Origin of the sequence: Blastococcus deserti, assembly GCF_042682525.1 — a bacterium.
In the GTDB taxonomy this organism is placed as follows: Bacteria; Actinomycetota; Actinomycetes; order Mycobacteriales; family Geodermatophilaceae; genus Blastococcus_B; species Blastococcus_B deserti.
Map to the genome: position 1 here is coordinate 452,624 of NZ_JBHUHP010000030.1, position 21,533 is coordinate 474,156.

The window sequence follows — 21,533 nt, forward strand, 5'->3', positions numbered from 1 at the left end:
GAGGACCGGAGGCCGCCTATCCTGGGACCAGTGATCACGACGACCGGCCTCGAGCTGCGCGCCGGCTCCCGCATCCTCATCAGCGAGGCCAACCTCCGCGTGCAGCCCGGCGACCGGATCGGCCTCGTCGGCCGCAACGGCGCCGGCAAGACCACCACGCTCACCACGCTGGCCGGCGAGCGGGTCCCGCACGCCGGCAAGGTAGAGGTGGTCGGCGAGATCGGTTATCTCCCGCAGGACCCGCGCAGCGGCGATCTGGACATCACCGCCAGCGACCGCGTGCTCTCCGGGCGCGGCCTCGACGTCCTGCGGGCGCAGCTGGTCAAGGCGCAGGTCGCCATGGCCGAGCCGGCCGACGACGACGAGCGCGACAAGGCGGTACGCCGCTACGGCCGGCTGGAGGACCAGTTCGCCGCGATGGGCGGGTACGCCGCCGAGAGCGACGCCGCCCGGATCTGCACGAACCTCGGCCTGCCCGACCGCGTGCTCGCCCAGCCGCTGCGTACCCTCTCCGGTGGGCAGCGCCGCCGCGTGGAGCTGGCCCGCATCCTCTTCTCCGACGCCGAGACGCTGCTGCTCGACGAGCCCACCAACCACCTGGACGGCGACTCGATCACCTGGCTCAAGGGCTTCCTCTCCAGCCACAAGGGCGGGCTGATCGTGATCAGCCACGACGTCGAGCTGCTCGAGGCCGTCGTGAACAAGGTGTGGCACCTCGACGCCAACCGCGCCACGGTCGACATCTACAACCTCGGCTGGAAGCGCTACCTCGAGCAGCGGGAGACCGACGAGCGGCGTCGCAAGCAGGAGCGGGCCAACACCGAGCGCAAGATCGACACGCTGACCGCGCAGGCGGACAAGATGCGCGCCAAGGCCACCAAGGCCCGCGCCGCCAAGAGCATGGACAAGCGGGCCGAGCGGCTGGCCGCCGGCCTCGCCGAGGTCCGGGTGCACGACAAGGTAGCCAAGCTGCGCTTCCCGACCCCGGCACCGTGCGGCCGCACGCCGCTCACCGCCGAGGGCCTCTCGAAGAGCTACGGCTCGCTGGAGATCTTCACCGACGTCGACCTCGCGGTGGACCGGGGCGCCCGCGTCGTCGTCCTCGGGCTGAACGGCGCCGGCAAGACGACGCTGCTGCGCATGCTCGCCGGCACCGAGTCCCCCGACACCGGCGAGGTCAAGCCGGGGCACGGGCTGCGGGTCGGCTACTACGCCCAGGAGCACGAGACCCTGGACATGGACCGGACGCTGCTGGAGAACATGCGGTCGTCGGCGCCGGAGAGCACCGACACCGAGCTGCGCCGCATCCTGGGCGCGTTCCTCTTCTCCGGCGAGGCCGTCGACCAGCGGACCGGCACCCTCTCGGGCGGTGAGCGGACGCGGCTGGCCATGGCCACGCTCGTCGTCTCGGGTGCCAACGTGCTGCTGCTCGACGAGCCCACCAACAACCTCGACCCGGCCAGCCGGGAGCAGGTGCTCGAGGCGCTGCGCACCTACACCGGAGCCATCGTGCTCGTCACCCACGACGAGGGCGCCGTCCGCGCCCTCGACCCGGACAAGGTCATCCTGCTCCCCGACGGCACCGAGGACGCCTGGAGCGAGGACCTCGCCGATCTCGTCGAACTGGCCTGAGAAGGGCCGGTTTCGCGTGGCCGACCTCTGAGGCCTGGGTGATCATGGGTCGAGGGACGCCGTGGTCAGCGGGACGGCGGCGCCCAGCGGGACGCACTGCCATCACCGGGCCGGCAGCGACCGGCCACATTCCGGTGCTGACGTGGGCCGGCGGCTGACACGGAGGGGAGTCATGGCCGACTCGAACACTGCGGATCTCGGCAAGGGCAAGCGCATCACGGGAGGGGACCGGTCCTCGCTGGCCGACGAGCTCCGCCAGCGCTACGACGGCGGCGAGAGCATCCGTTCCCTGGCCACGTCGACGAACCGCTCCTACGGGTTCGTGCACCGCCTGCTGTCGGAGTCCGGGGCCACGCTGCGCAGCCGCGGTGGGGCCAACCGGAACACCAAGAAGGCGTGAGCGCGGCCGACACCGACGGCTGGGTCCGCACGAGACGGGACGGCGCCGTCCTCACCGTCACCCTCGACCGCGCCGACCAGCTCAACGCGCAGACGCCGGCCACCTGGACCGCCCTGGCCGGCGTCGGCGCCTCGCTCGACCCCGACGTCCGGGTGGTCGTCGTGCGCGGCGAGGGACGTGCCTTCTCCGCGGGTCTGGACCGCAGCCTATTCAGCGCCGACCCGGCGACCGGCGGGGGTCTCGGCGAGCTCGGACGGCTGCCGGCCGAGGAGGCGCAGGAGCGCATCCGCGCCTACCAGGCCGGTTTCCGGTGGCTGCGCTCACCGGGGATCGTCTCGGTCGCCGCCGTGCAGGGGCACGCGATCGGTGCCGGCGCCCAGCTGGCCCTCGCCTGCGACCTGCGGATCCTGGCGGACGACGCCCAGCTGCGGCTGCCGGAGACCACCCTGGGTCTGGTGCCCGACCTGACCGGCACGAGCACCCTCATGGAGCTGGTCGGGTACTCGCGCGCCATGGAGATCTGCCTGACCGGGCGGGCGGTCAAGGCGGCCGAGGCGCAGGCGCTCGGCCTGGCGAACGTCGTCGTCCCGGTGGCCGAGCTCGACGCCACCGTGGCCGACCTCGTCGCGGCGCTCACCGCCCCGCCGGTGGCCGCCAGCCGCGCGACGGCGGCGCTGGTCCGGTCCGCGGTCCGCAACGACCCCGCCACGCAGGACGCCGCCGAACGGGCCGCGCAGGTGCTGCGGCTGCAGGAACTCGTCTCCCGTTCCTGACAGGGGGCGCTGGCAGACTGCCCCCGGAACAGCCCGGCCGCGGGCGCTGTTGGCCGGTCGACGGGAAGGAGGCGGTGTGGACGTGAGCTCGTCGATGACCTCCATGGCCGCCATGCGGTCGTTCCGGCGCGATCCGTCGGTCACCGCACGGGAGCTGCCGAAGGGCACGGTGCGCCGGATCCTCGGTGTCGCCCGGCCGTACCGGCGGGAGCTGACGTTCTTCCTGGTCCTCGTGGTGGGCTCGTCGCTGATCGGCGTGGTCACGCCGCTGCTGGCCGGGCAGATCGTCAACCGCATCGCCGGGCTCGAGGGAACGGCCGGCGACATCGTCCGCATCGCGCTGTTCATCGCCGGGCTGGCGGTCGTCGACGCCGGCATCTCGCTGGCCACCCGCTGGTTCTCCGCCCGCATCGGCGAGGGGGTCATCTACGACCTCCGCAGCCGGGTCTTCGAGCACGTGCAGCGCATGCCGGTGGCCTTCTTCACCCGCACCCAGACCGGTGCGCTGGTGAGCCGGCTGAACAACGACGTCATCGGCGCGCAGCAGGCGTTCACCTCGACCCTGTCCGGCGTCGTCTCCAACGTCATCGGCCTGGCCCTGACCGCCGGGGTGATGCTGAGCCTGTCGTGGCAGATCACCCTGCTCTCGCTGGTGATGGTGCCGCTGTTCGTGCTGCCGGCGCGGCGGATCGGCCGGCGGTTGCAGGAGATCACCCGGGAGTCCTACGGGCTCAACGCCTCGATGAACGCGACCATGACCGAGCGGTTCAACGTGGCCGGCGCGCTGCTGGTCAAGCTGTTCGGCCGCCCGTCGGCGGAGGCGGACTCCTTCCGGGAGCGGGCCGCGCGCGTCCGCGACATCGGCGTCCTCTCTGCCATGTACGGGCGCACCTTCTTCACGGCGCTCACCCTGGTCGCCGCGCTGGCGACCGCCCTGGTCTACGGGCTCGGTGGCTGGCTGGCGTTCACCGGCTCGCTGAGCGCCGGCGACGTCGTCGCCCTCGCGCTGCTGCTGTCGCGGCTGTACGGGCCGCTCACGGCGCTGGCGAACGTCCGCGTCGACGTGATGAGTGCGATGGTGAGCTTCGACCGGGTCTTCGAGGTGCTGGACCTGGAGCCGATGATCCGCGAGGCGCCCGACGCGGTGCCCCTGCCGGCCGACGACCGGTCGATCGAGCTCGACTCCGTGTCGTTCAGCTACCCGTCGGCGTCCGACGTCTCGCTGCCGTCACTGGAAGAGGTGTCGCTGCCCGAGCACGGCGGGCCGGTCGACGTCCTGCACGACGTCTCCTTCCGCGTCGAGCCCGGGCAGCTGGTGGCCCTGGTCGGGCACTCGGGCGCGGGGAAGTCGACGATCGCGAACCTGGTGCCGCGGCTGTACGACGTCACCGGCGGGGCGGTGCGGGTCGGCGGCGTGGACGTCCGGAAGGCGACCCTGCAGTCGCTGCGGGACTCGATCGGCGTGGTCAGCCAGGACGCGCACCTCTTCCACGACACGATCCGGGCCAACCTGCTGTACGCCCGGCCCGAGGCGAGCGAGGCGGAGCTGTGGTCGGCGATGGAGGGTGCCCGGATCGCGGCGCTGGTCCGGTCGCTGCCGGAGGGGCTGGACACCGTCGTCGGTGACCGCGGCTACCGGATGTCGGGCGGGGAGAAGCAGCGGCTGGCGATCGCCCGGGTGCTGCTCAAGGGGCCCGGCATCGTCATCCTGGACGAGGCCACCGCGCACCTCGACAGCGAGTCGGAGGTCGCCGTCCAGCACGCCCTGGACACCGCGCTGACCGGCCGGACGTCGCTGGTGATCGCGCACCGGCTGTCGACGATCCGCAGCGCGGACCAGATCCTGGTCATCGACGACGGTCGCGTTGCGGAGTCGGGCACGCACGAACAGTTGCTGGCACTCGGTGGGCGCTACGCAGACCTGTACCGGACGCAGTTCGCGGACGGCGAGCATCGAACGGTCGAGGTGGCCTGAGCACTACCGTCACTCCTGTCCCGGTACGGAAAGAGGAGTTCGAGAGCACGTGACCGCAGCCCACCCGCAGGACGCCCAGATCCGCGCGCTGTACCACCAGTTCCTCGACGGGTGGAACCGGCGCAGCGGTGCGTCGGTGGCGGCCGCGTTCGCCGACGACGGGGACATCATCGGGTTCGACGGCAGCCACCACCGCGGTCGACTGTCCATCGCCGCCGACCTGCGGGCGATCTTCAGCAGCCACCAGACCCCCGCCTACGTCGGCATCATCCGCGACGTGCGGCCGATCGCCCCGGGGGTGGCCCTGCTGCTGGCGCACGCCGGGATGATCCCGCCCGGCGGCAACGACCTGGATCCGGACCTGCACACCGTGCACACCCTGGTGGCGGTCGACGAGGGTGGTGGGCGCTGGCGGATCTCGCTCTTCCAGTCGACACCTGCCGCCTTCCACGGCTTCCCGGAGGAGCGCGAGGCCCTCACCGAGGAGCTGCGCGGCCTGCTCGCCCCCCAGTGAGCGTCCTGGTCACGGCCGGCGAGCTGCTGGCCGCCGACCGCGGTCGCACGGTGCTGCTCGACGTCCGCTGGGCGCTCGGCGACGACCGGGGCCGTGAACGGTACCTGGCCGGACACCTGCCCGGAGCCGTCTTCGTCGACCTGGACACCGAGCTGGCCGATCCGCCGTCGGCCGCGCGTGGCCGTCATCCGTTGCCGTCGGTACAGCGGCTGCAGGCAGCGGCCCGGCGCTGGGGGATCCGCGAGGGCGGCGCCGTCGTCGCCTACGACGCGACCGGGGGACTGGCCGCCGCGCGAGCGTGGTGGCTCCTGCGGTGGGGCGGGCTGAGCGACGTCCGTCTGCTCGACGGCGGCCTGGACGCGTGGGTCCGGGCGGGAGGCGACGTCGAGCTCGGGGACGTCGTGCCCGAGCCGGGGGACGTCGTACTGACCGGTGGCGGCATGCCGGTGCTCTCGATCGACGAGGCGGCGGCACTGCCCTCGACCGGCGTCCTGCTGGACGCGCGGGCAGGGGAGCGGTACCGCGGCGAGGTGGAGCCGGTCGATCCACGGGCCGGGCACGTCCCGGGTGCGGTCAGCGCACCGACGACGGGAAACCTCGCGTCCGACGGCACCTTCCGGCCCGCCACCGAGCTGGCGCAGCGGTTCGCCGAGCTGGGGGTCGGGCCGGGCACCACCGTGGGCGTCTACTGCGGATCGGGGGTCACCGCGGCCCACGAGGTGGCGGCGCTGGCCGCCGCGGGCATCGACGCGGCGCTGTGGCCGGGCTCGTGGTCGCAGTGGTCGGCCGATCCGCGGCGGCCGGCCGCGACCGGACCGGCTCCCGGCTGAGCCGCGCGGTCGGTACGGCACGGTGCGGACAGCGGGAAAACCCTGATCCCCGCGGTCCCCGGCCCGACCAGACTCCCGGTCATGAGCAGCCCGACCTCACCCCAGCCGACCCGGTCCCGATCCGCCGGTCCCGTCGCCGTCGCCGTTCTCGCCGGCATCGCGCACCTGGGCGTCGGGATCCTCTACATCGCCGGCGGGCTCATGGTCCCCGGCGCCGTGCTGTTCCCTCTCTGGGCGATCTGGGGCGCCTTCGCCGCCTGGCTGGTGTACCTGGCCGTCCGGCGCTCCTGGTGGACGCCGGCGGTCCCGCTCCTGGCCGCGGCCCTGTTCCTGGTGGTGATCACCGTCGGGGAGCAGGTCCTCGGCTGGCGCGGATGAACCCGACGTAGGGGAGCACCGGGCGGCGGTGCTCCCGCGGTGTCCTCGCCGCCGCTGTCCTCGCGGCCGCGGCGCACCTCGTCGTCGGCTACGTCCACGCCGTCTCCGGTCCCGGCGTGCCGCGCCACGTGCTCGTCCCGCTGTGGATCTGGTGGGCCGCGCAGGCCTGGCGGCTCCTGCGGCTGGCCGTCCGGGGCTCCTGGTGGATCCTCGCCGTCCCGGTGCTCGCCGCGGCGTCGTGGCTGCTGGTGGTCACGCTGCCCCTTCGGGCGGCCCGACGCGGCGCGGGCGTCAGACCGACGTGGATGCCCGTACCGCGGCGTCGTAGCGGTCGAGGAGGACGGCCGCGATCCGGTCGTCGGGCAGCAGGGGAGCAGTGACCGCGTCGGCGCCCGCCCCGGCGAGCTTGTCGTGGAAGTGCCCCGGCGCCAGCAGGTAGCTGGCGACCACCACGCGGTCGGCACCGGCCCGCCGGGCGGCGGCCACCGCGTCCGGCACGGGGGGCTGCGCGGCGGAGCCGTAGCCGGTGGTCACCGGCCCGGCCCACGACCGCTGCAGCAGGTGGGCGGTGTTCTCGACATCGGCCACCGAGCGGGGGTCGCTGGAGCCCGCGGCCGCGAGCACGACGGCGGTCAACGGATCGCGGGGATCGGCGCCCGACTGCACGAGCCGGTCGTGCAGCACCTCGACCAGCCGCGGATCCGGGCCGAGCGGCCTCGCGGCGACGGCGTCCGGGGCGTCGGCGACCGCACCGGCGATGTCGACGTGCACGTGGTAGCCGCCGGACAGCAGCAGCGGGACGACGACCGTGGGGTGTCCCGAGGCCGAGAGCCCGGCCACCACGTCGACCACGGTGGGCGGCTGCACGTCGACGAAGGCGGCCGTGGTCACCAGGCCGGGACGCAGCCCCCGAGCGGCGAGGGCCAGTTCGGCGATCAGTCGCCGGCCGGTGGGGCTCCTGGTGCCGTGCGCGCACGCCACCAGGACGGGGCCCCCTCGCCGGGGCCCGCCGCGAGCCCGGATGGCCCCGTCCAGGGCACCGCCCTGAGCCTGCGAAGGGCGGAAAGGACGGGGTCCTCCTCGGGGGGCGAGGGGGTCCTCGTTCACAGGCTGCGGAGCACGCCGCCGTCGACCGGGATCATCGTGCCGGTCACGTAGCTGGCGGCCGGGGAGAGCGTGAAGGCGGCCACCCGGCCGAACTCCTCGGGCCGGCCGACCCGGCGCAGCGGGATGCCCGCCTCGGTGCGGGCCCGGGCGGCCTGCGGATCACCCGAGGCGGCCTCGATCTCGGCGATCCGGGCGGTGGCGATGGTCCCCGGCATCAGCCCGAACACCCGGATACCGCGCGGCCCGAGCTCGTCGGCCAGTGCCTTCGCCGTCATCGCCAGCCCGGGGCGGAGCCCGTTGGAGATGGCCAGGTGGCCCAGCGGCTGACGAACCGAGGTGGACAGGACGAACCCGATGGCCGCCCCGTCGCCCAGGTGCGGCACCAGCGCCTTCACCAGCCGCAGCGGACCCAGCAGCACGCTGTCGACGGCGGCCCGCCAGTGCTCCTCGGCCACCTCGAGCACGGTGCCGGGTGCCGGGCCGCCGACCGAGATCAGCGCGCCGTCGACCCGGCCCAGCCGCTCGCGGGTCTCATCCACCAGGCGTTCTGCGGCGCCGGGATCGGCGAGGTCGGCCGCCGTCCCGAACGCGGCCGGCGCACCGCCGAGCTGGTCGGCGGCCTCGGAGACGGCGTCGGCGGACCGGGAGCTGACCAGCACCCGGGCGCCGTCGTCGACCAGGCAGCGGGCGGTCGCGAACCCCAGCCCACGGCTCGCACCGGTGAGCAGATACCCACGACCGCCCAGACCCAGATCCATCGGTCAGGCAGCCGATCCGCGCAGCGAGCGGAGGACGTACTGCATGATCCCGCCGTTGCGGTAGTAGTTCGCCTCACCCGGGGTGTCGATGCGGACGACGGCGTCGAACTCCACGTCGCCGGCCTTCACCTTGACGGTGCGCGGGGTCTCGCCGTCGTTGAGGGCGGTGATCCCGGTGATGGTGAACTCCTCGTCGCCGGTCAGGCCGAGGGACTCGCGGTTCTGCCCCTCGGGGTACTGCAGCGGCAGCACGCCCATGCCGATCAGGTTCGACCGGTGGATGCGCTCGTAGCTCTCGGCGATGACCGCCTTGACGCCCAGCAGCGCGGTGCCCTTGGCCGCCCAGTCACGCGACGAGCCCGAGCCGTACTCCTTGCCGGCCAGGACGACCAGCGGGATGCCCGCCTCCTGGTAGGCGACGGAGGCGTCGTAGATCGTCGTCGTCTCGCCGGTGAGGTGGTTCTTGGTGACGCCGCCCTCGGTGCCGGGCACCAGCTGGTTGCGCAGCCGGATGTTGGCGAAGGTGCCGCGGATCATCACCTCGTGGTTCCCGCGCCGGGAGCCGTAGGAGTTGAAGTCGCGACGCTCGACGCCGTGCTCGCGCAGGTACTTGCCCGCGGGGCTGTCGGCCTTGATGGAACCGGCCGGCGAGATGTGGTCGGTCGTCACCGAGTCGCCGAGCACCGCGAGGGTGCGCGCGCCGGTGATGTCCTGCACCGGGGCGGGCTCGGCCGGCATGCCCTCGAAGTACGGGGGCTTCCGGACGTAGGTGCTCTGCGGGTCCCACGCGAACGTGTCGCCGGTCGGCGTGGGCAGGTTCTGCCACTGCTCGGTGCCGGCGAAGACGTCCTCGTAGCTGCGGCCGAACTGCTCCGCGGAGACCGCCTGGTCGATCACCCGCTGGACCTCCTGCGGCGACGGCCAGATGTCGCGCAGGAAGACGTCGTTGCCGTCGGCGTCCTGACCCAGGGGGTCGTTGTTCAGGTCGACGTCCATCGACCCGGCCAGCGCGTAGGCGATCACCAGCGGCGGGCTGGCCAGGTAGTTCATCTTGACGTCGGGGTTGATGCGGCCCTCGAAGTTGCGGTTGCCCGAGAGCACCGAGACGACGGCGAGGTCGGCCTCGTTCACCGCGTTGGACACCGGCTCGGGCAGCGGACCCGAGTTGCCGATGCAGGTGGTGCACCCGTAGCCGACCAGGTAGAAGCCGAGCTTCTCCAGGTACGGCGTGAGCTCCGCCTTCTCGTAGTAATCCATGACGACCTTGGATCCGGGGGCCAGCGTCGTCTTCACCCACGGCTTGGTCTGCAGGCCGCGCTCGACGGCGTTCTTGGCCAGCAGCGCCGCCCCGATCATCACCTGCGGGTTGGAGGTGTTGGTGCACGAGGTGATCGCGGCGATCACGACGTGGCCGTGGTCGACGAAGGTCTCCGTGCCGTCCTCCATGACCACCTTGGTGGGCTTGGCCGGGCGGTCGGGCAGCTGCTCACCGGGCAGGTACGGGTGGGGCCGGCCGTCCTCGCTGTCGCCGTGCGCGAAGGGGCTGGCGGGGTCGGAGGCCGGGAAGGACTCGGCGGAGGCCTCGTCGGCCGCGGAGACGACGCCGTAGGGCCGCTCCTCCTGCGGAACGCCGGGCTTGCGGTCGTCGCCGCCGGTCTGGTCGTCGCTCACGTAGTCGGCCAGCGCCGCGCGGAACGAGGCCTTGGCGTCGGTGATGGCGACCCGGTCCTGCGGGCGCTTCGGCCCGGCGATCGACGGGACGACGGTGGCGAGGTCGAGCTCCAGGTACTCGGAGAAGGCGGGCTCGCGCGAGGCGTCGTGCCACAGGCCCTGCTCCTTGGCGTAGGCCTCGACGAGCGCGACCTGCTCCGGGGAGCGGCCGGTCAGCTTCAGGTAGCCGATGGTCTCCTCGTCGATGGGGAACATCGCCGCGGTGGAGCCGAACTCCGGGCTCATGTTGCCGATCGTGGCGCGGTTGGCCAGCGGGACGGCGGAGACGCCGGCGCCGTAGAACTCGACGAACTTCCCGACCACGCCGTGTTCGCGGAGCATCTCGGTGATCGTGAGGACCAGGTCGGTGGCGGTGGCGCCGTCGGGGAGCTCACCGGTCAGCTTGAAGCCGACCACGCGGGGGATGAGCATCGAGACCGGCTGGCCGAGCATCGCGGCCTCGGCCTCGATGCCGCCGACACCCCAGCCGAGCACGCCCAGGCCGTTGACCATCGTGGTGTGGCTGTCGGTGCCCACGCAGGTGTCGGGGTAGGCGACGACGCGGTCACCCTCCTGGCGCGGGAACACCACGCGGGCCAGGTGCTCGATGTTGACCTGGTGGACGATGCCGGTGCCCGGCGGGACGACCTTGAAGTCGCTGAAGGCGCCCTGGCCCCAGCGCAGGAACTGGTAGCGCTCGCCGTTGCGCTGGTACTCGATCTCGACGTTGCGCTGGAACGAGTCCTCGGTGCCGAAGACGTCGGCGATGACGGAGTGGTCGATGACCAGCTCGGCCGGGGCGAGTGGGTTGATCTTCTGCGGGTCGCCGCCGATCTCGGCCATGGCCTCGCGCATCGTGGCGAGGTCGACGATGCACGGGACGCCGGTGAAGTCCTGCATCACCACGCGGGCCGGGGTGAACTGGATCTCCTGGCTCGGCTCGGCCGAGGGGTCCCAGTTCGCGATCGCCCGGATGTGGTCGGCGGTGATGTCCGCGCCGTCCTCGGTGCGGAGGAGGTTCTCGAGAAGGACCTTCAGGCTGAAGGGCAGCTTCTCGGAGCCCTCCACCGCGTCGAGCCGGTAGATGTCGTAGTCCTGGCCGTCGACGGTGAGCGTCGACCGTGCCCCGAAGCTGTCCTTGCTGGCTGCCACTCTTCTGCGCCTACCCCTCGCTGGTTCGTCGCGGCTGGTGCGTCGCGCTCGTTTCCATGCCCGATCATCCCAGTTCACGCGTGAGCGCACCCGGTCAGGCGACCCTTCCCTCACCGGGTGACCTCGCTCACCCGCCGGCAAGTGTCCCGTGCGGGCCTGACTCCTGCGGACTCCGCGCTGCGGCCGGCGACCTCGCGCTGCAGCAGAGGTCGGCGGCGCCACCGTGAGGACGGCGGGCGGGCGCCTCCCTACCGTGGGAGCCGTGACCGTCCCCGAGCCCCTGCCCGGCTGGCTGATCGAGGCGCGCCGGGTCGTCGCCCTGACCGGCGCGGGCATCTCCACCGAGAGCGGCATCCCCGACTACCGGGGACCCAACGGGGTCTGGACGAAGGATCCGGACGCCGAGAAGCTCGTGACGCTCTCCTACTACGTGAACGACCCCGACATCCGCCGTCGCGCCTGGTGGATGCGCCGCGACCTGCAGGTCGGCGACGTCGCGCCGAACGCCGGCCACCGGGCGCTGGTCGACCTCGAGCGCCAGGGGCGCCTGCGGGCGCTGCTCACCCAGAACATCGACGGGCTGCACCAGGAGGCGGGGTCCTCGCGCGACCTCGTCCTGGAACTGCACGGGACGATCCACGAGGTGGCCTGCCTGTCCTGCGGCGACCGGACGTCGATGCGGAGCGCGATGGAGCGGATCGACGCCGGTGACCCCGATCCGGCGTGCCTGGTCTGCGGCGGCATCCTGAAGGCGGCCACGATCAGCTTCGGGCAGATGCTGGACGCCGACGTCATCGGCGCCGCGGCCGCGGCCGCCGCCGATTGCGACGTCTTCATGGCGGTCGGCACGTCGCTCACCGTCCATCCGGCCGCCGGACTCACCGACGTCGCCGCCGGCTCCGGCGCCCGGATCGTCGTGGTCAACGCCGAACCGACGCCGTACGACGACGTCGCGGACCTGGTCGTGCGCGAGCCCATCGGCACGGCGCTGCCGCGGCTGGTGACGACGGTCGCCTGACCGCACCCTCACCGCTCGTCGTGATGGCTGCAGGCGGTTAGCGTGACGAGCACCACGTCTTCACCTCCGGGAGCCGGCCATGCGCGTGCCCTTGACCACCCGTGACTTCCTCGACCGGGCCGAGCTGGTCTACGGCGACCGCGTCGGCATCGTGGACGAGCCGAACCAGCCGGCCCCCTCGCTGGGTGAGGTGACCTACCGCGAGGTCGCCCGCCGCGGGCGGGCGCTGCAGGCGGGGCTGGACGAGCTCGGCATCGGCGAGGGGGAGCGGGTGGCGATCGTCAGTCACAACGCCGGCCGCCTCCTCGAGCTGCTGCTGTCGGTGCCGTCGTCGGGCCGCATCGCGGTGCCGATCAACTTCCGGCTCTCGCCGGAGGAGGTCAGCTACATCGTCGGCCACTCCGGCGCCCGGGTGCTGCTGGTCGACCCCGAGCTCGAGTCCACCCTCAAGGGCGTGGAGGCAGAGCACCGGTTCGGCACGGGGGAGGAGTACGAGCAGCTCCTCCGCTTCGACACCGAGCCGCGGCCGTGGTCGGCGCCCGACGAGGACGCCACCGCCACGATCAACTACACGAGCGGCACGACGGCGCGGCCCAAGGGCGTGCAGATGACCCACCGCAACCTGTGGGTCAACGCCGTCACCTTCGGCATGCACATGCAGGTCAGCGACCGCGACGTGTACATGCACACGCTGCCGATGTTCCACTGCAACGGCTGGGGCCTGCCGTACACGATGGCCGGCGTCGGGGCGACGCAGGTCGTGCTGCGCAAGGTGGACGGCGCAGAGATCCTGCGCCGGGTCGAGCGGCACGGGGTCACGATGATGTCCGGGGCGCCGGCGGTCTGGAACGCCGTCCTCGATGCCGCCGCCGACTGGGGCGGCGAGATCCCGGGCCGCGACCGGGTGCGCATTGTCGTCGCGGGTGCGCCTCCGCCGTCGAAGACGATCGCCCGCGTCGAGGCCGAGCTGGGCTGGGAGTTCAACCAGATCTACGGCCTGACGGAGACCGCGCCGCTCCTGACCATCAACCGGCCGCGCGCGGAGTACGACGAGCTCGAAACCGAGGAGCGCGCGAAGCGGCTGTCGCGGGCCGGCGTCCCGGCGCTGGGCACCCGGCTGCGGATCAGCGAGTCGGGCGAGGTGCTGGCGCAGGGCAACACGGTGCTCGCCGGCTACTGGGAGAACCCCGACGCCTCCGGCGAGGCGCTGGAGGGCGGCTGGTTCCACACCGGCGACGGCGGTTCCATCGACGACGGCGGCTACCTGACGATCTCCGACCGCAAGAAGGACGTGATCATCACCGGCGGCGAGAACGTCTCCTCGATCGAGGTCGAGGACGTCGTGTTCAGCCACCCGGCGGTCGCGGAGGTCGCCGTCATCGGCGTCCCCGACGAGAAGTGGGGGGAGATGGTGACCGCGATCGTCGTCGTCGCCGAGGGAGAGCAGGTCACCGAGGAGGAGATCATCGCCCACTGCCGCGGCCGGATCGCCGGTTACAAGATCCCCAAGCGGGTGGAGTTCCGCGACGAGCTGGCCCGTACCGCCACCGGCAAGATCCAGAAGTTCAAGCTCCGCGAGTCGTTCTGGAAAGACTCCGAGCGCCAGGTGAACTGATACGTCTCCTGCCCAGCTCAGTGCGTGGTCCAGGCAGCGCGCGTAAGGGGAACATGTCCCTCAGCGGCCCACTTCGGGACTCCCGGGGGGCCAGGTCCGGTCGAAGCCTCCGGCCGATGGGCGGGCCTACTTTCCTTCAGTGCTCACAACCCAACTGACGCGCTTGACATGAGGCTCCGAGAGACGGCCATTCAATGGATGGACGGGACGCCGGCGCACGACCGAGCACGGTTCCGCCGACTCGCCAACCTGGTGGTCAGCTGCTTCGACTCATGCCTTGACGGCTTGGAGACAGAGCACGTCGGCAAGGTGAACACGGCCCTGTGGTCCCGGCGGAGCGAGCTGGACTACACCGTCACGCCCCAGCGGAACAACGGAGACGACACGGTCGTCACGGTGGATCGAGCGGCCGACCTTGCAGACCTATTGGCCAGGACGGCCGCCGAGCTGCTCGATGCGCTGCTCGCCATCCACCTCGACACGCTGGTTCACCTGGCCGAGCGTCGCGGGTGGGACACCGAATTGTTGTTGCGGGCCGCCGACTGCGTCCGTAGCAGCGGTTGGGAGGCGCGAGTCTTGCTGCCGGAGAAGATCAGTCCCTATCGCCGAGACCTGGTGGCGCGGGCTGGCGGCACGGTCGACGCCCACGGCGGCCGCGCTTTCCTCGCTATCCACGATCGCTCGGGAAGCGAACTCCAGCGCGTCGAGGCAGAGGTGCCAGCCGACTGGCACAGCCTACGGGCCGCGCTGTACAGGATCGCTTGGGCGGATCCTGAGACGGTGGAACTTCAACCGCGCCAGCGCGCTGGCCTCGACCTTGGCCCGCGCTTGAAGATCAACGTCTCGTCTTGAGACATGCAACGCCGGTATCTCGTAAGTCGCCCTCACGGTGGCCCGGCCAGGTGTCCTCAAGCGGCCCACTCAGGGACACCGAGGCGGCCTCTCGGTGCAATCACTTCGGGCGCTTCGCCAACTCGCCTAGCTTAGTTCCAAACAGTCCAATCGAGGCCACCGCGGCCGTGGAAATTATCGTGACAGCATCTATCTCCCAGTGGCCGGTGGCAGCGTACTTTCCGACAGGAATGATTCCGGCAACTACGGCAGCCCCTACCGGCGGGCCGATAATCTCAGGGAGCTGACTGATCAGGAGTTCCCAGAATCGATAAGCTATCAATGCGACACCGGAAAGGGCGGTGAGAAGAGTGGCCTGCCTGGCGTACTGGAGGGCCAAAGATTTGACGTCCTCTGAGAATGGAGTCGCCACGAGAAGGCAGAGGGCCATCAACCCGAGGAGGTAGACCATGTTCACCGTCACAACAGCAACAAATTGCCTAGCGGTGAACCGAGCGATGGACTTCTTGAATCGAATTCCGGTTCGCACGTCAATGACCCGAGCTGTGCGCCCCGCCAGAGCCGCAGCCTGACCCTTCAGCGAGGATCGTTCCTGCACTGATAGGTGCTCCAGTCGGTCGACTCTATCCGCGAAGTCTGGTCGGAAGCCTAGGGGGATCGTCTCCCCTGGCCTCGTGTTGGCTATTGTCAGTGATACAACTGCTACCATGAGGGCGAACAATACGGCGACGGAGAGCATAACCGGGGGTAACGTCCATTCGGACACCGCGAATGGGCTCAGCAATACTAGAGTGGTCAACATGATCGTAGCCAATGGCGCGATCAACGCGGTGCGATGGAGAAAGCCTGGCACTAGCGCGAAGGCGAGCGGGTGGTTCGCCAGTGCGCGCTGGTAAGTGCTACGAGCAATTGGCTGGGTGGTGACACGTTTCCAGTATTGGGCCCATTCCTCCTCATCTGGAGCCCTCCCGGTCCGCTCCCGCTGGACAGTGATGTAGGCATTCTTTGTATGCGCGGCGATGTAAGCCTCGGAAGTGCCCACCTGCGCTTTGAGATCTTTTTCATCGTCTTCCGGTAGGTCGACTGAGAAGTCCGCGGCGGCCGCGACCTCGGCCTCGAGCACGTGCCTAGGGACGCCGCCATAGGCACCGAACACGGGTCGGCCATACGTAATCTTATATATCCACTTGGAAGAGATCGTCGGAAGAAAAAAGCCAAGCACAAGTAGAGTAACGATGAGGCTTGGAGCGAACCATGGTTTCTCCACGTCGACAACTGCGGGCAGCGCGATCCCGATGAACATGATCCAGCCGAGAATCATCTGCACGGCCGGGCTACTGACTCGAACTAGGACAACAAGCAGGGCATGTACGGCGGGCGCTCCGGAGGGCGATTCAGGGCCCAAGCCCTCGTCAAGCGGACCGGAAGCGAAGCTGGGATTTTGTACGTGGCCGGTTGGCCCAGTCGACGCGTCATCTGAAGGGACCACATCTCACCTCCAAGTGCGGCGACAGGGAGGATACTCCGGTCAAAGATCAAGATGAAGGTCGATAATCGAAGCCGCTAAAACATTGCGTTGCGCCATCAAGGCGGTAGATAGGAGTGCTAGTAGCATTTGCCAATGTCGGACGAGCGGTTCGGATGATGCCTCTTCCTCAGGGCGCCGAGGCCCGGATTGACATTGGCTGGCCGGGGCCTGCCCTTGAAGCCGCCTTCAGGGCCACCGTTGCCGGATGCGACAACAGCCGCCGCGCGGCCGTCACCCGGCCGTGTCGTCTCACCCTGAGGGGTGAGACGCGCTCAACGGCGTCCCCCCGCAGGTCGATCTGACCTGTGGCACCCAGCCGGGTGCCCTCGGGAACGACGAGCGCCGATCCTCCCGGTCGGACGCGCGGAGGGCGGATCTGTGGACAGCGGTACGCCGCATCGGTTCGTGCTTGCTGGCGGCGGACGGGTGCCGGCAGCGCTGCGCATCGCCGGCGTCGCCGTCGTCGCCGCGCTGGCCCTCGGCCTGACGCCGTCCACCGCGCAGGCGACGCCGCGCCGACCCAGCGACACCCAGATCGCCGACGCCCGGGCGGCGGCCGACGCCGTCGCCGCGCGCATCGGTGAGCTGTCGGGGCAGCTCGCCGCCGCGCAGGACGCCGTGGACGCCGCGCGGGCGCATGCGGTGATCGCCCTCGACGAGTACCAGGCCACCCAGGACGCCTACCTGGCCGCCCAGCAGCAGGCCGACGCCGCGGCCGCCGCGGCCGCGCAGGCCACCGCGGACCTCGGGGTGGCCCGCACGCAGATGGTGGCCTTCGCCCGTCGCAGCTACATGCAGGGCAGCACGTGGTCGGGCGCCGCGGCCCTCGTCACCGCGGCCGACCCCGGGGAGCTCATCCAGCGCGCCGCGCTGCTCGAGGCGGCCGGCGCGCATCGCTCCGACGTCCTGGACCAGGTCACCGTGCTGCAGGCGCAGGCGACCGAGGCCGAGGCGGTCGCCCGTACGAGCGTCGAGCACGCCGCCGCCCTGCAGGAGCACGCCGCGGTGGCCCTCGCGGTCGCCAAGGACGCCGAGGTCTCGGCCCGCGAGCAGGCCGCCGCCCTGGACAGCCAGCAGGCCCAGCTGCAGACCGAGCTCGCCGCCGCGCAAGTGCAGCTGCAGACGCTCGTCGGTGAGCGTGCCGCCGCCGACCGGGCCGCCCACGCGACCCGCACCGCCGCTCCCGCCCCCAAGCCGGTCGCGGCGCCGCCCGCGCCCTCGGGCAACGGCACGCCGGCCGGCTCGGGCAACGCGTCGGCGGCGCAGAAGGCGATCGACGCCGCGATGGCCTACCGCGGCACCCCCTACGCCTGGGGTGGCGGCGGCACGCGGGGACCGGGGCCGGGCCAGGACCCCGACGAGGGCGTCATCGGCTTCGACTGCAGTGGGCTCACCCAGTACGCCTACGGGCAGGCCGGCATCGCCATCCCGCGCAACAGCCGGGCGCAGTACGCCGCGCTGCCAAAGGTGTCGAGCGAGGATCTCCGCCCCGGCGACCTGGTCTTCTGGGCGACCGACGCCTCCGAGCCCGCCACCATCCACCACGTGGCCATCTGGCTGGGCGGCGACCGCATCCTCGAGGCACCGCAGAGCGGCTCCGTCGTCAAGACGTCGGACATGCGCTGGCGGGGCTACATCGGAGCCGTCCGGCCCAGCGCCTGACCACGGACGGGCGGCGCCTCAGCGGGCACCCATCGTCGGGCGGGAACGGTCACCGGCCCAGGCATGAGGGCGTCGGGCAGCCACGGGGGGAGCTGCCCGACGCAGCATCCAGGCTAGCAGTCACCGACCCCCTCGGGCAGGTCCTGTGGACCGGCACCGAAGACTCTCAACCGACTCCCAGGCAACTCCGATCTGCGCACACCTGGCCGGTTCCCCGGCGTGTAGGACACTGGCACGGGGGACGGTCCTGCCGCCCCGCCGACGCACCGTCCCGACCGGGCGACCGCCGCCCGGCACGACCAGGGAGTTCCGTGAGCAGCGCTGCCAGCACCCCCCTCGAGACGTCGACCGCAGGGGCCGGTGCGCCCGTGCCGCCGTCGGTGGACGCAGCCCGGCTGGAGCGGGTGCTGTTCGAGATCAAGCGGGTGATCGTCGGTCAGGACCGGCTCGTCGAGCGGATGCTCGTGGCGCTCCTGGCGCGCGGGCACGTCCTCCTCGAAGGCGTCCCCGGCGTCGCCAAGACGCTGGCGGTCGAGACGCTGGCGACCGCGGTCGGGGGGACGTTCGCCCGCCTGCAGTTCACCCCCGACCTGGTGCCGGCCGACATCATCGGCACCCGCATCTACAAGGCCGGGCAGGACGCCTTCGACGTCGAGCTCGGCCCGGTGTTCGCCAACTTCGTGCTCACCGACGAGATCAACCGGGCGCCGGCCAAGGTGCAGTCCGCGCTGCTGGAGGTGATGGCCGAGCGGCAGGTCTCGATCGGCGGCGTCACCCATCCGCTGCCCGACCCCTTCCTGGTGCTGGCGACGCAGAACCCCATCGAGTCCGAGGGCGTGTACCCGCTGCCCGAGGCGCAGCGTGACCGCTTCCTGATGAAGGTGCTCGTCGACTACCCGAGCCCGGAGGAGGAGCGCGAGATCGTCTACCGGATGGGCTCCGAGCCGCCGGTCGCCGAGACGGTGCTCGGGCCCGACGAGCTGCGCCGGCTGCAGCGGACCGCCTCGCAGGTGTTCGTGCACCACGCGCTGGTCGACTACGTCGTCCGGCTGGTGGTGGCCACCCGCACTCCGCGGGAGCACGGCATGGAGGACGTCGCGACGTGGGTGTCCTACGGCGCGAGCCCGCGGGCCTCGCTCGGGCTGATCGCGGCCAGCCGGGCTCTGGCGCTCGTCCGCGGCCGCGACTACGTCCTGCCGCAGGACGTCCTCGACGTCACGGCGGACGTGCTGCGGCACCGGCTGGTGCTCTCCTATGACGCGCTGGCCGATGGCGTGCCCGCCGACCACATCGTGAAGCGGATCGTGCAGACCGTGCCGCTGCCACAGGTGGCCCCCCGGCAGAACGCCGCCGGGTTCGGGCCGGGCACGCCGGGCGGTCCGCACGTGCCGCACCTCGGACCGGGCCATCCGGGTCAGCCCGGCCAGCCGGGCCCGCAGGGACCCGGCCCGCACAACGGGTCCGTTCCGCACGCGCCCACCTTCCAGCCCGGGCCCGCGTCCGATGGCCCCGTGTCCAACGGCGTGGCGGTCAACGGTCCGGCGGTCAACGGCCCGGCGTCCAACGGTTACGCGCAAGGGCCGCACCCCGCGTGATCCTGCGTCGCCGCACCCCCCAGTCGGTCCAGCCGGGGCCCGACCATCCCGGGCTCCTGCTGCACCCGGCCACGCCGGGCTCCGGTGTGGAGCCGGGGAGCGGTGACGGCGCGCCGCCCCGCTTCACCGACGGTCCCGCCGACGTCCTGCTGCGGCGCCTGGAGCTCACCGTCCGCCGGCGCCTGGACGGGCTGCTGCAGGGCGACCACCTGGGCCTCGTGCCCGGATCGGGCTCGGAGGCGGGTGACTCGCGCACCTACCACCCGGGGGACGACGTCCGGCGGATGGACTGGCCGGTCACGGCGCGCACCCAGGTGCCGCACGTGCGCGAGACCATCGCCGACCGCGAGCTGGAGACGTGGGCGGTCGTGGACCTGTCCGCGAGCCTGGACTTCGGCACCGCCAATTGCCAGAAGCGCGACCTGGCCATCGCCGGGCTCGCCGCGGTCGGGCACCTCACCGTGCACGGCGGCAACCGGCTGGGCGCCGTCGTCACGACGGGGGAGCGGGTGGACCGCTATCCCGCGATGCCCGGCCGGCTGGCCGCCGAGCGGCTGCTGCGCTCGGTGGTCGCGACCCCCCGCGCGGCGGGTGGCCGCCGTGGGGACCTGGCCGCGGCCCTGGAGACCCTGCGCCGGCCGCAGCGCCGGCGCGGCCTGGTCGTGGTGATCTCGGACTTCCTCGGCGACAGCGACTGGGAACGGCCGCTGCGCGGCCTGGGCACGCGGCACGAGCTGCTCGCGATCGAGGTGGTCGACCCGCGGGAGCTGGAACTGCCCGACGTGGGGCTGCTGACCGTCGTCGACCCCGAGACCGGGCAGACGCTGGAGGTGCCGACCGGGGACGCGGAGTTCCGGGCCCGGTTCGCCGAAGGCGCGGCGGCCCAGCGGCGGCGGGTGGCCGCGGGGTTGCGCCGGGCCGGCGCCGGGCACCTGCAGCTGCGCACCGACCGCGACTGGCTCATGGACGTGGTCCGCTTCGTCGCCGACCGCCGGCGGGCCGGCAGTGGAGGGGCGTCCCGATGACCTTCCAGGCACCCCTGTGGCTGCTGGCCCTGCTGGCCGTCGTCGCCCTCGTCGGGTTCTACGTGCTGCTTCAGCTGCGCCGGAAGGCCTACGCCGCGCGGTTCACCAACGTGGCCCTGCTCGGGTCGATCGTGCCCAAGCGGCCGGGGTGGCGGCGGCACCTCGCCTTCGGCGTCGTCGCCCTGGGCCTGGCCACCCTGGTGGTCTCCCTGGCGGTGCCGAGCACCGAGGTGCGGGTGCCGCGGGAACGGGCCACGGTCATCATGGCCGTGGACGTGTCCCTGTCGATGCAGGCGACCGACATCGAGCCCGACCGCTTCCGGGCGATGCAGACCGCGGCCAAGCAGTTCGTCGACGTGCTGCCCGAGCGGATCAACCTGGGGCTGGTGTCGTTCGCGGGCACGGCCACCACGGTCGTCCCGCCCACGACGGACCGCGCGCAGGTGGCCGGGGCGATCGACAACCTCGACCTGGCCGAGGCCACCGCGATCGGCGAGGCGGTGTTCACCTCGCTGTCGGCCATCGAGAACTTCCAGTCGAGCCTGGGCGCCGCGGAGCAGGAGGCGGCGCCGGCCCGGATCGTGCTGCTGTCCGACGGCTACAACACCGTCGGCCGCGAGGACACCCAGGCCATCGACGCCGCCCGGCAGGCCGGGGTGCCGGTGTCCACGATCGCCTTCGGCACCGACTACGGCACCCTCGACCTCGACGGCGAGACGGTGCCGGTGCCGGTGGACCGGGAGACGCTCGAGGAGATCGCCGACCAGACCGGTGGTAGCTACAGCGAAGCCGCGAGCGCCGCGGAGCTGGAGCAGGTGTACGCCGACCTGGGCAGCCAGATCGGCTACACGACCGAGCCGCAGGACATCAGCCCCTGGTTCGTGCGGGCCGGCGTGCTGCTCTCCCTGCTCGGCGTCGTCCTCAGCCTGCTCTGGACCAACCGCCTCGTCTGACGCTTTCTGTACCGAAAGCTGTGCGGGTCCCCTCAGCTTTCGGTACAGAAAGCCGG

The 21,533-nt window shown here is 71.8% G+C and carries 19 protein-coding genes; 14 read left to right on the forward strand and 5 right to left on the reverse strand.

The genetic code is table 11. The features are described from left to right. The first annotated feature begins 30 nt into the window (after window positions 1–30). From ACFSHS_RS22085 to ACFSHS_RS22115, 7 genes are all read left to right on the forward strand, one after another. On the forward strand, window positions 31–1,632 hold the full coding sequence (locus ACFSHS_RS22085; RefSeq protein WP_376880942.1) for an ABC-F family ATP-binding cassette domain-containing protein: 1,602 nt from the start codon (window positions 31–33) through the stop codon (window positions 1,630–1,632). Between the two features lie 172 nt (window positions 1,633–1,804). After that, window positions 1,805–2,032 (forward strand): helix-turn-helix domain-containing protein, encoded by a 228-nt coding sequence (locus ACFSHS_RS22090; protein WP_376880944.1) that lies wholly within the window; start codon window positions 1,805–1,807, stop codon window positions 2,030–2,032. Next, the gene (locus tag ACFSHS_RS22095) at window positions 2,029–2,805 is read left to right on the forward strand and encodes an enoyl-CoA hydratase/isomerase family protein (protein ID WP_376880947.1); all 777 of its coding nucleotides are present in this window, start codon (window positions 2,029–2,031) and stop codon (window positions 2,803–2,805) included. Before ACFSHS_RS22090 ends, ACFSHS_RS22095 begins: the two co-directional genes overlap by 4 nt. Window positions 2,806–2,887: 82 nt before the next feature. Continuing rightward, the gene (locus tag ACFSHS_RS22100) at window positions 2,888–4,780 is read left to right on the forward strand and encodes an ABC transporter ATP-binding protein (RefSeq protein ID WP_376880949.1); all 1,893 of its coding nucleotides are present in this window, start codon (window positions 2,888–2,890) and stop codon (window positions 4,778–4,780) included. 49 nt (window positions 4,781–4,829) lie between these two features. After that, window positions 4,830–5,294 (forward strand): SgcJ/EcaC family oxidoreductase, encoded by a 465-nt coding sequence (locus ACFSHS_RS22105; RefSeq protein WP_376880951.1) that lies wholly within the window; start codon window positions 4,830–4,832, stop codon window positions 5,292–5,294. Continuing rightward, window positions 5,291–6,124 carry a sulfurtransferase gene (locus ACFSHS_RS22110; RefSeq protein ID WP_376880953.1) on the forward strand — a complete coding sequence of 278 codons (834 nt, stop codon included), beginning with the start codon at window positions 5,291–5,293 and terminating at the stop codon, window positions 6,122–6,124. Before ACFSHS_RS22105 ends, ACFSHS_RS22110 begins: the two co-directional genes overlap by 4 nt. A gap of 81 nt (window positions 6,125–6,205) precedes the next feature. Then, on the forward strand, window positions 6,206–6,502 hold the full coding sequence (locus tag ACFSHS_RS22115; RefSeq protein ID WP_376880955.1) for an ECF transporter S component family protein: 297 nt from the start codon (window positions 6,206–6,208) through the stop codon (window positions 6,500–6,502). 88 nt (window positions 6,503–6,590) lie between these two features. On the opposite strand, the gene ACFSHS_RS22120 is transcribed toward ACFSHS_RS22115, so the two are convergent. The 4 genes from ACFSHS_RS22120 to ACFSHS_RS22135 form a co-directional block, all read right to left on the reverse strand. Further along, complete coding sequence (locus ACFSHS_RS22120) at window positions 6,591–6,758, reverse strand: hypothetical protein (RefSeq protein ID WP_376880957.1); 168 nt, start codon at window positions 6,756–6,758, stop codon at window positions 6,591–6,593. Window positions 6,759–6,793: 35 nt separating this feature from the next. After that, on the reverse strand, window positions 6,794–7,483 hold the full coding sequence (locus ACFSHS_RS22125) for a sirohydrochlorin chelatase (protein ID WP_376880960.1): 690 nt from the start codon (window positions 7,481–7,483) through the stop codon (window positions 6,794–6,796). A gap of 122 nt (window positions 7,484–7,605) precedes the next feature. Next, entirely contained in the window at window positions 7,606–8,367 is a 762-nt protein-coding gene (locus tag ACFSHS_RS22130) for an SDR family oxidoreductase (RefSeq protein ID WP_376880962.1), read from the reverse strand. Between the two features lie 3 nt (window positions 8,368–8,370). After that, on the reverse strand, window positions 8,371–11,229 hold the full coding sequence (locus ACFSHS_RS22135; protein ID WP_376880964.1) for an aconitate hydratase: 2,859 nt from the start codon (window positions 11,227–11,229) through the stop codon (window positions 8,371–8,373). Between the two features lie 262 nt (window positions 11,230–11,491). On the opposite strand from ACFSHS_RS22135, the gene ACFSHS_RS22140 reads away from it, so the two are divergent. The 3 genes from ACFSHS_RS22140 to ACFSHS_RS22150 all read left to right on the forward strand — a co-directional run bounded on the left by ACFSHS_RS22140 (window position 11,492) and on the right by ACFSHS_RS22150 (window position 14,714). Beyond that, window positions 11,492–12,247, forward strand: a complete 756-nt coding sequence (locus tag ACFSHS_RS22140) for an SIR2 family NAD-dependent protein deacylase (RefSeq protein ID WP_376880966.1) — start codon at window positions 11,492–11,494, stop codon at window positions 12,245–12,247. A gap of 79 nt (window positions 12,248–12,326) precedes the next feature. Further along, a complete protein-coding gene (locus tag ACFSHS_RS22145; RefSeq protein ID WP_376880968.1) occupies window positions 12,327–13,862 on the forward strand; it encodes an AMP-binding protein in 1,536 nt (511 codons plus the stop codon). A 309-nt stretch (window positions 13,863–14,171) separates the two neighbouring features. Beyond that, entirely contained in the window at window positions 14,172–14,714 is a 543-nt protein-coding gene (locus ACFSHS_RS22150; protein WP_376880970.1) for a hypothetical protein, read from the forward strand. Window positions 14,715–14,814: 100 nt separating this feature from the next. Here ACFSHS_RS22150 and ACFSHS_RS22155 read toward each other — a convergent pair whose 3' ends face one another. Next, window positions 14,815–16,041 carry a hypothetical protein gene (locus tag ACFSHS_RS22155; protein WP_376880972.1) on the reverse strand — a complete coding sequence of 409 codons (1,227 nt, stop codon included), beginning with the start codon at window positions 16,039–16,041 and terminating at the stop codon, window positions 14,815–14,817. Window positions 16,042–16,668: 627 nt separating this feature from the next. On the opposite strand from ACFSHS_RS22155, the gene ACFSHS_RS22160 reads away from it, so the two are divergent. From ACFSHS_RS22160 to ACFSHS_RS22175, 4 genes are all read left to right on the forward strand, one after another. Next, window positions 16,669–17,904: a C40 family peptidase gene (locus ACFSHS_RS22160; RefSeq protein ID WP_376880974.1), complete on the forward strand. Its 1,236-nt coding sequence runs from the start codon at window positions 16,669–16,671 to the stop codon at window positions 17,902–17,904. A 311-nt stretch (window positions 17,905–18,215) separates the two neighbouring features. Then, on the forward strand, window positions 18,216–19,499 hold the full coding sequence (locus ACFSHS_RS22165) for an AAA family ATPase (RefSeq protein ID WP_458199568.1): 1,284 nt from the start codon (window positions 18,216–18,218) through the stop codon (window positions 19,497–19,499). Further along, the gene (locus ACFSHS_RS22170; protein WP_376880976.1) at window positions 19,496–20,524 is read left to right on the forward strand and encodes a DUF58 domain-containing protein; all 1,029 of its coding nucleotides are present in this window, start codon (window positions 19,496–19,498) and stop codon (window positions 20,522–20,524) included. The genes ACFSHS_RS22165 and ACFSHS_RS22170 overlap by 4 nt, the downstream gene beginning before the upstream one ends. Continuing rightward, a complete protein-coding gene (locus ACFSHS_RS22175; protein ID WP_376880979.1) occupies window positions 20,521–21,477 on the forward strand; it encodes a VWA domain-containing protein in 957 nt (318 codons plus the stop codon). The genes ACFSHS_RS22170 and ACFSHS_RS22175 overlap by 4 nt, the downstream gene beginning before the upstream one ends. Window positions 21,478–21,533: the final 56 nt, after the last annotated feature.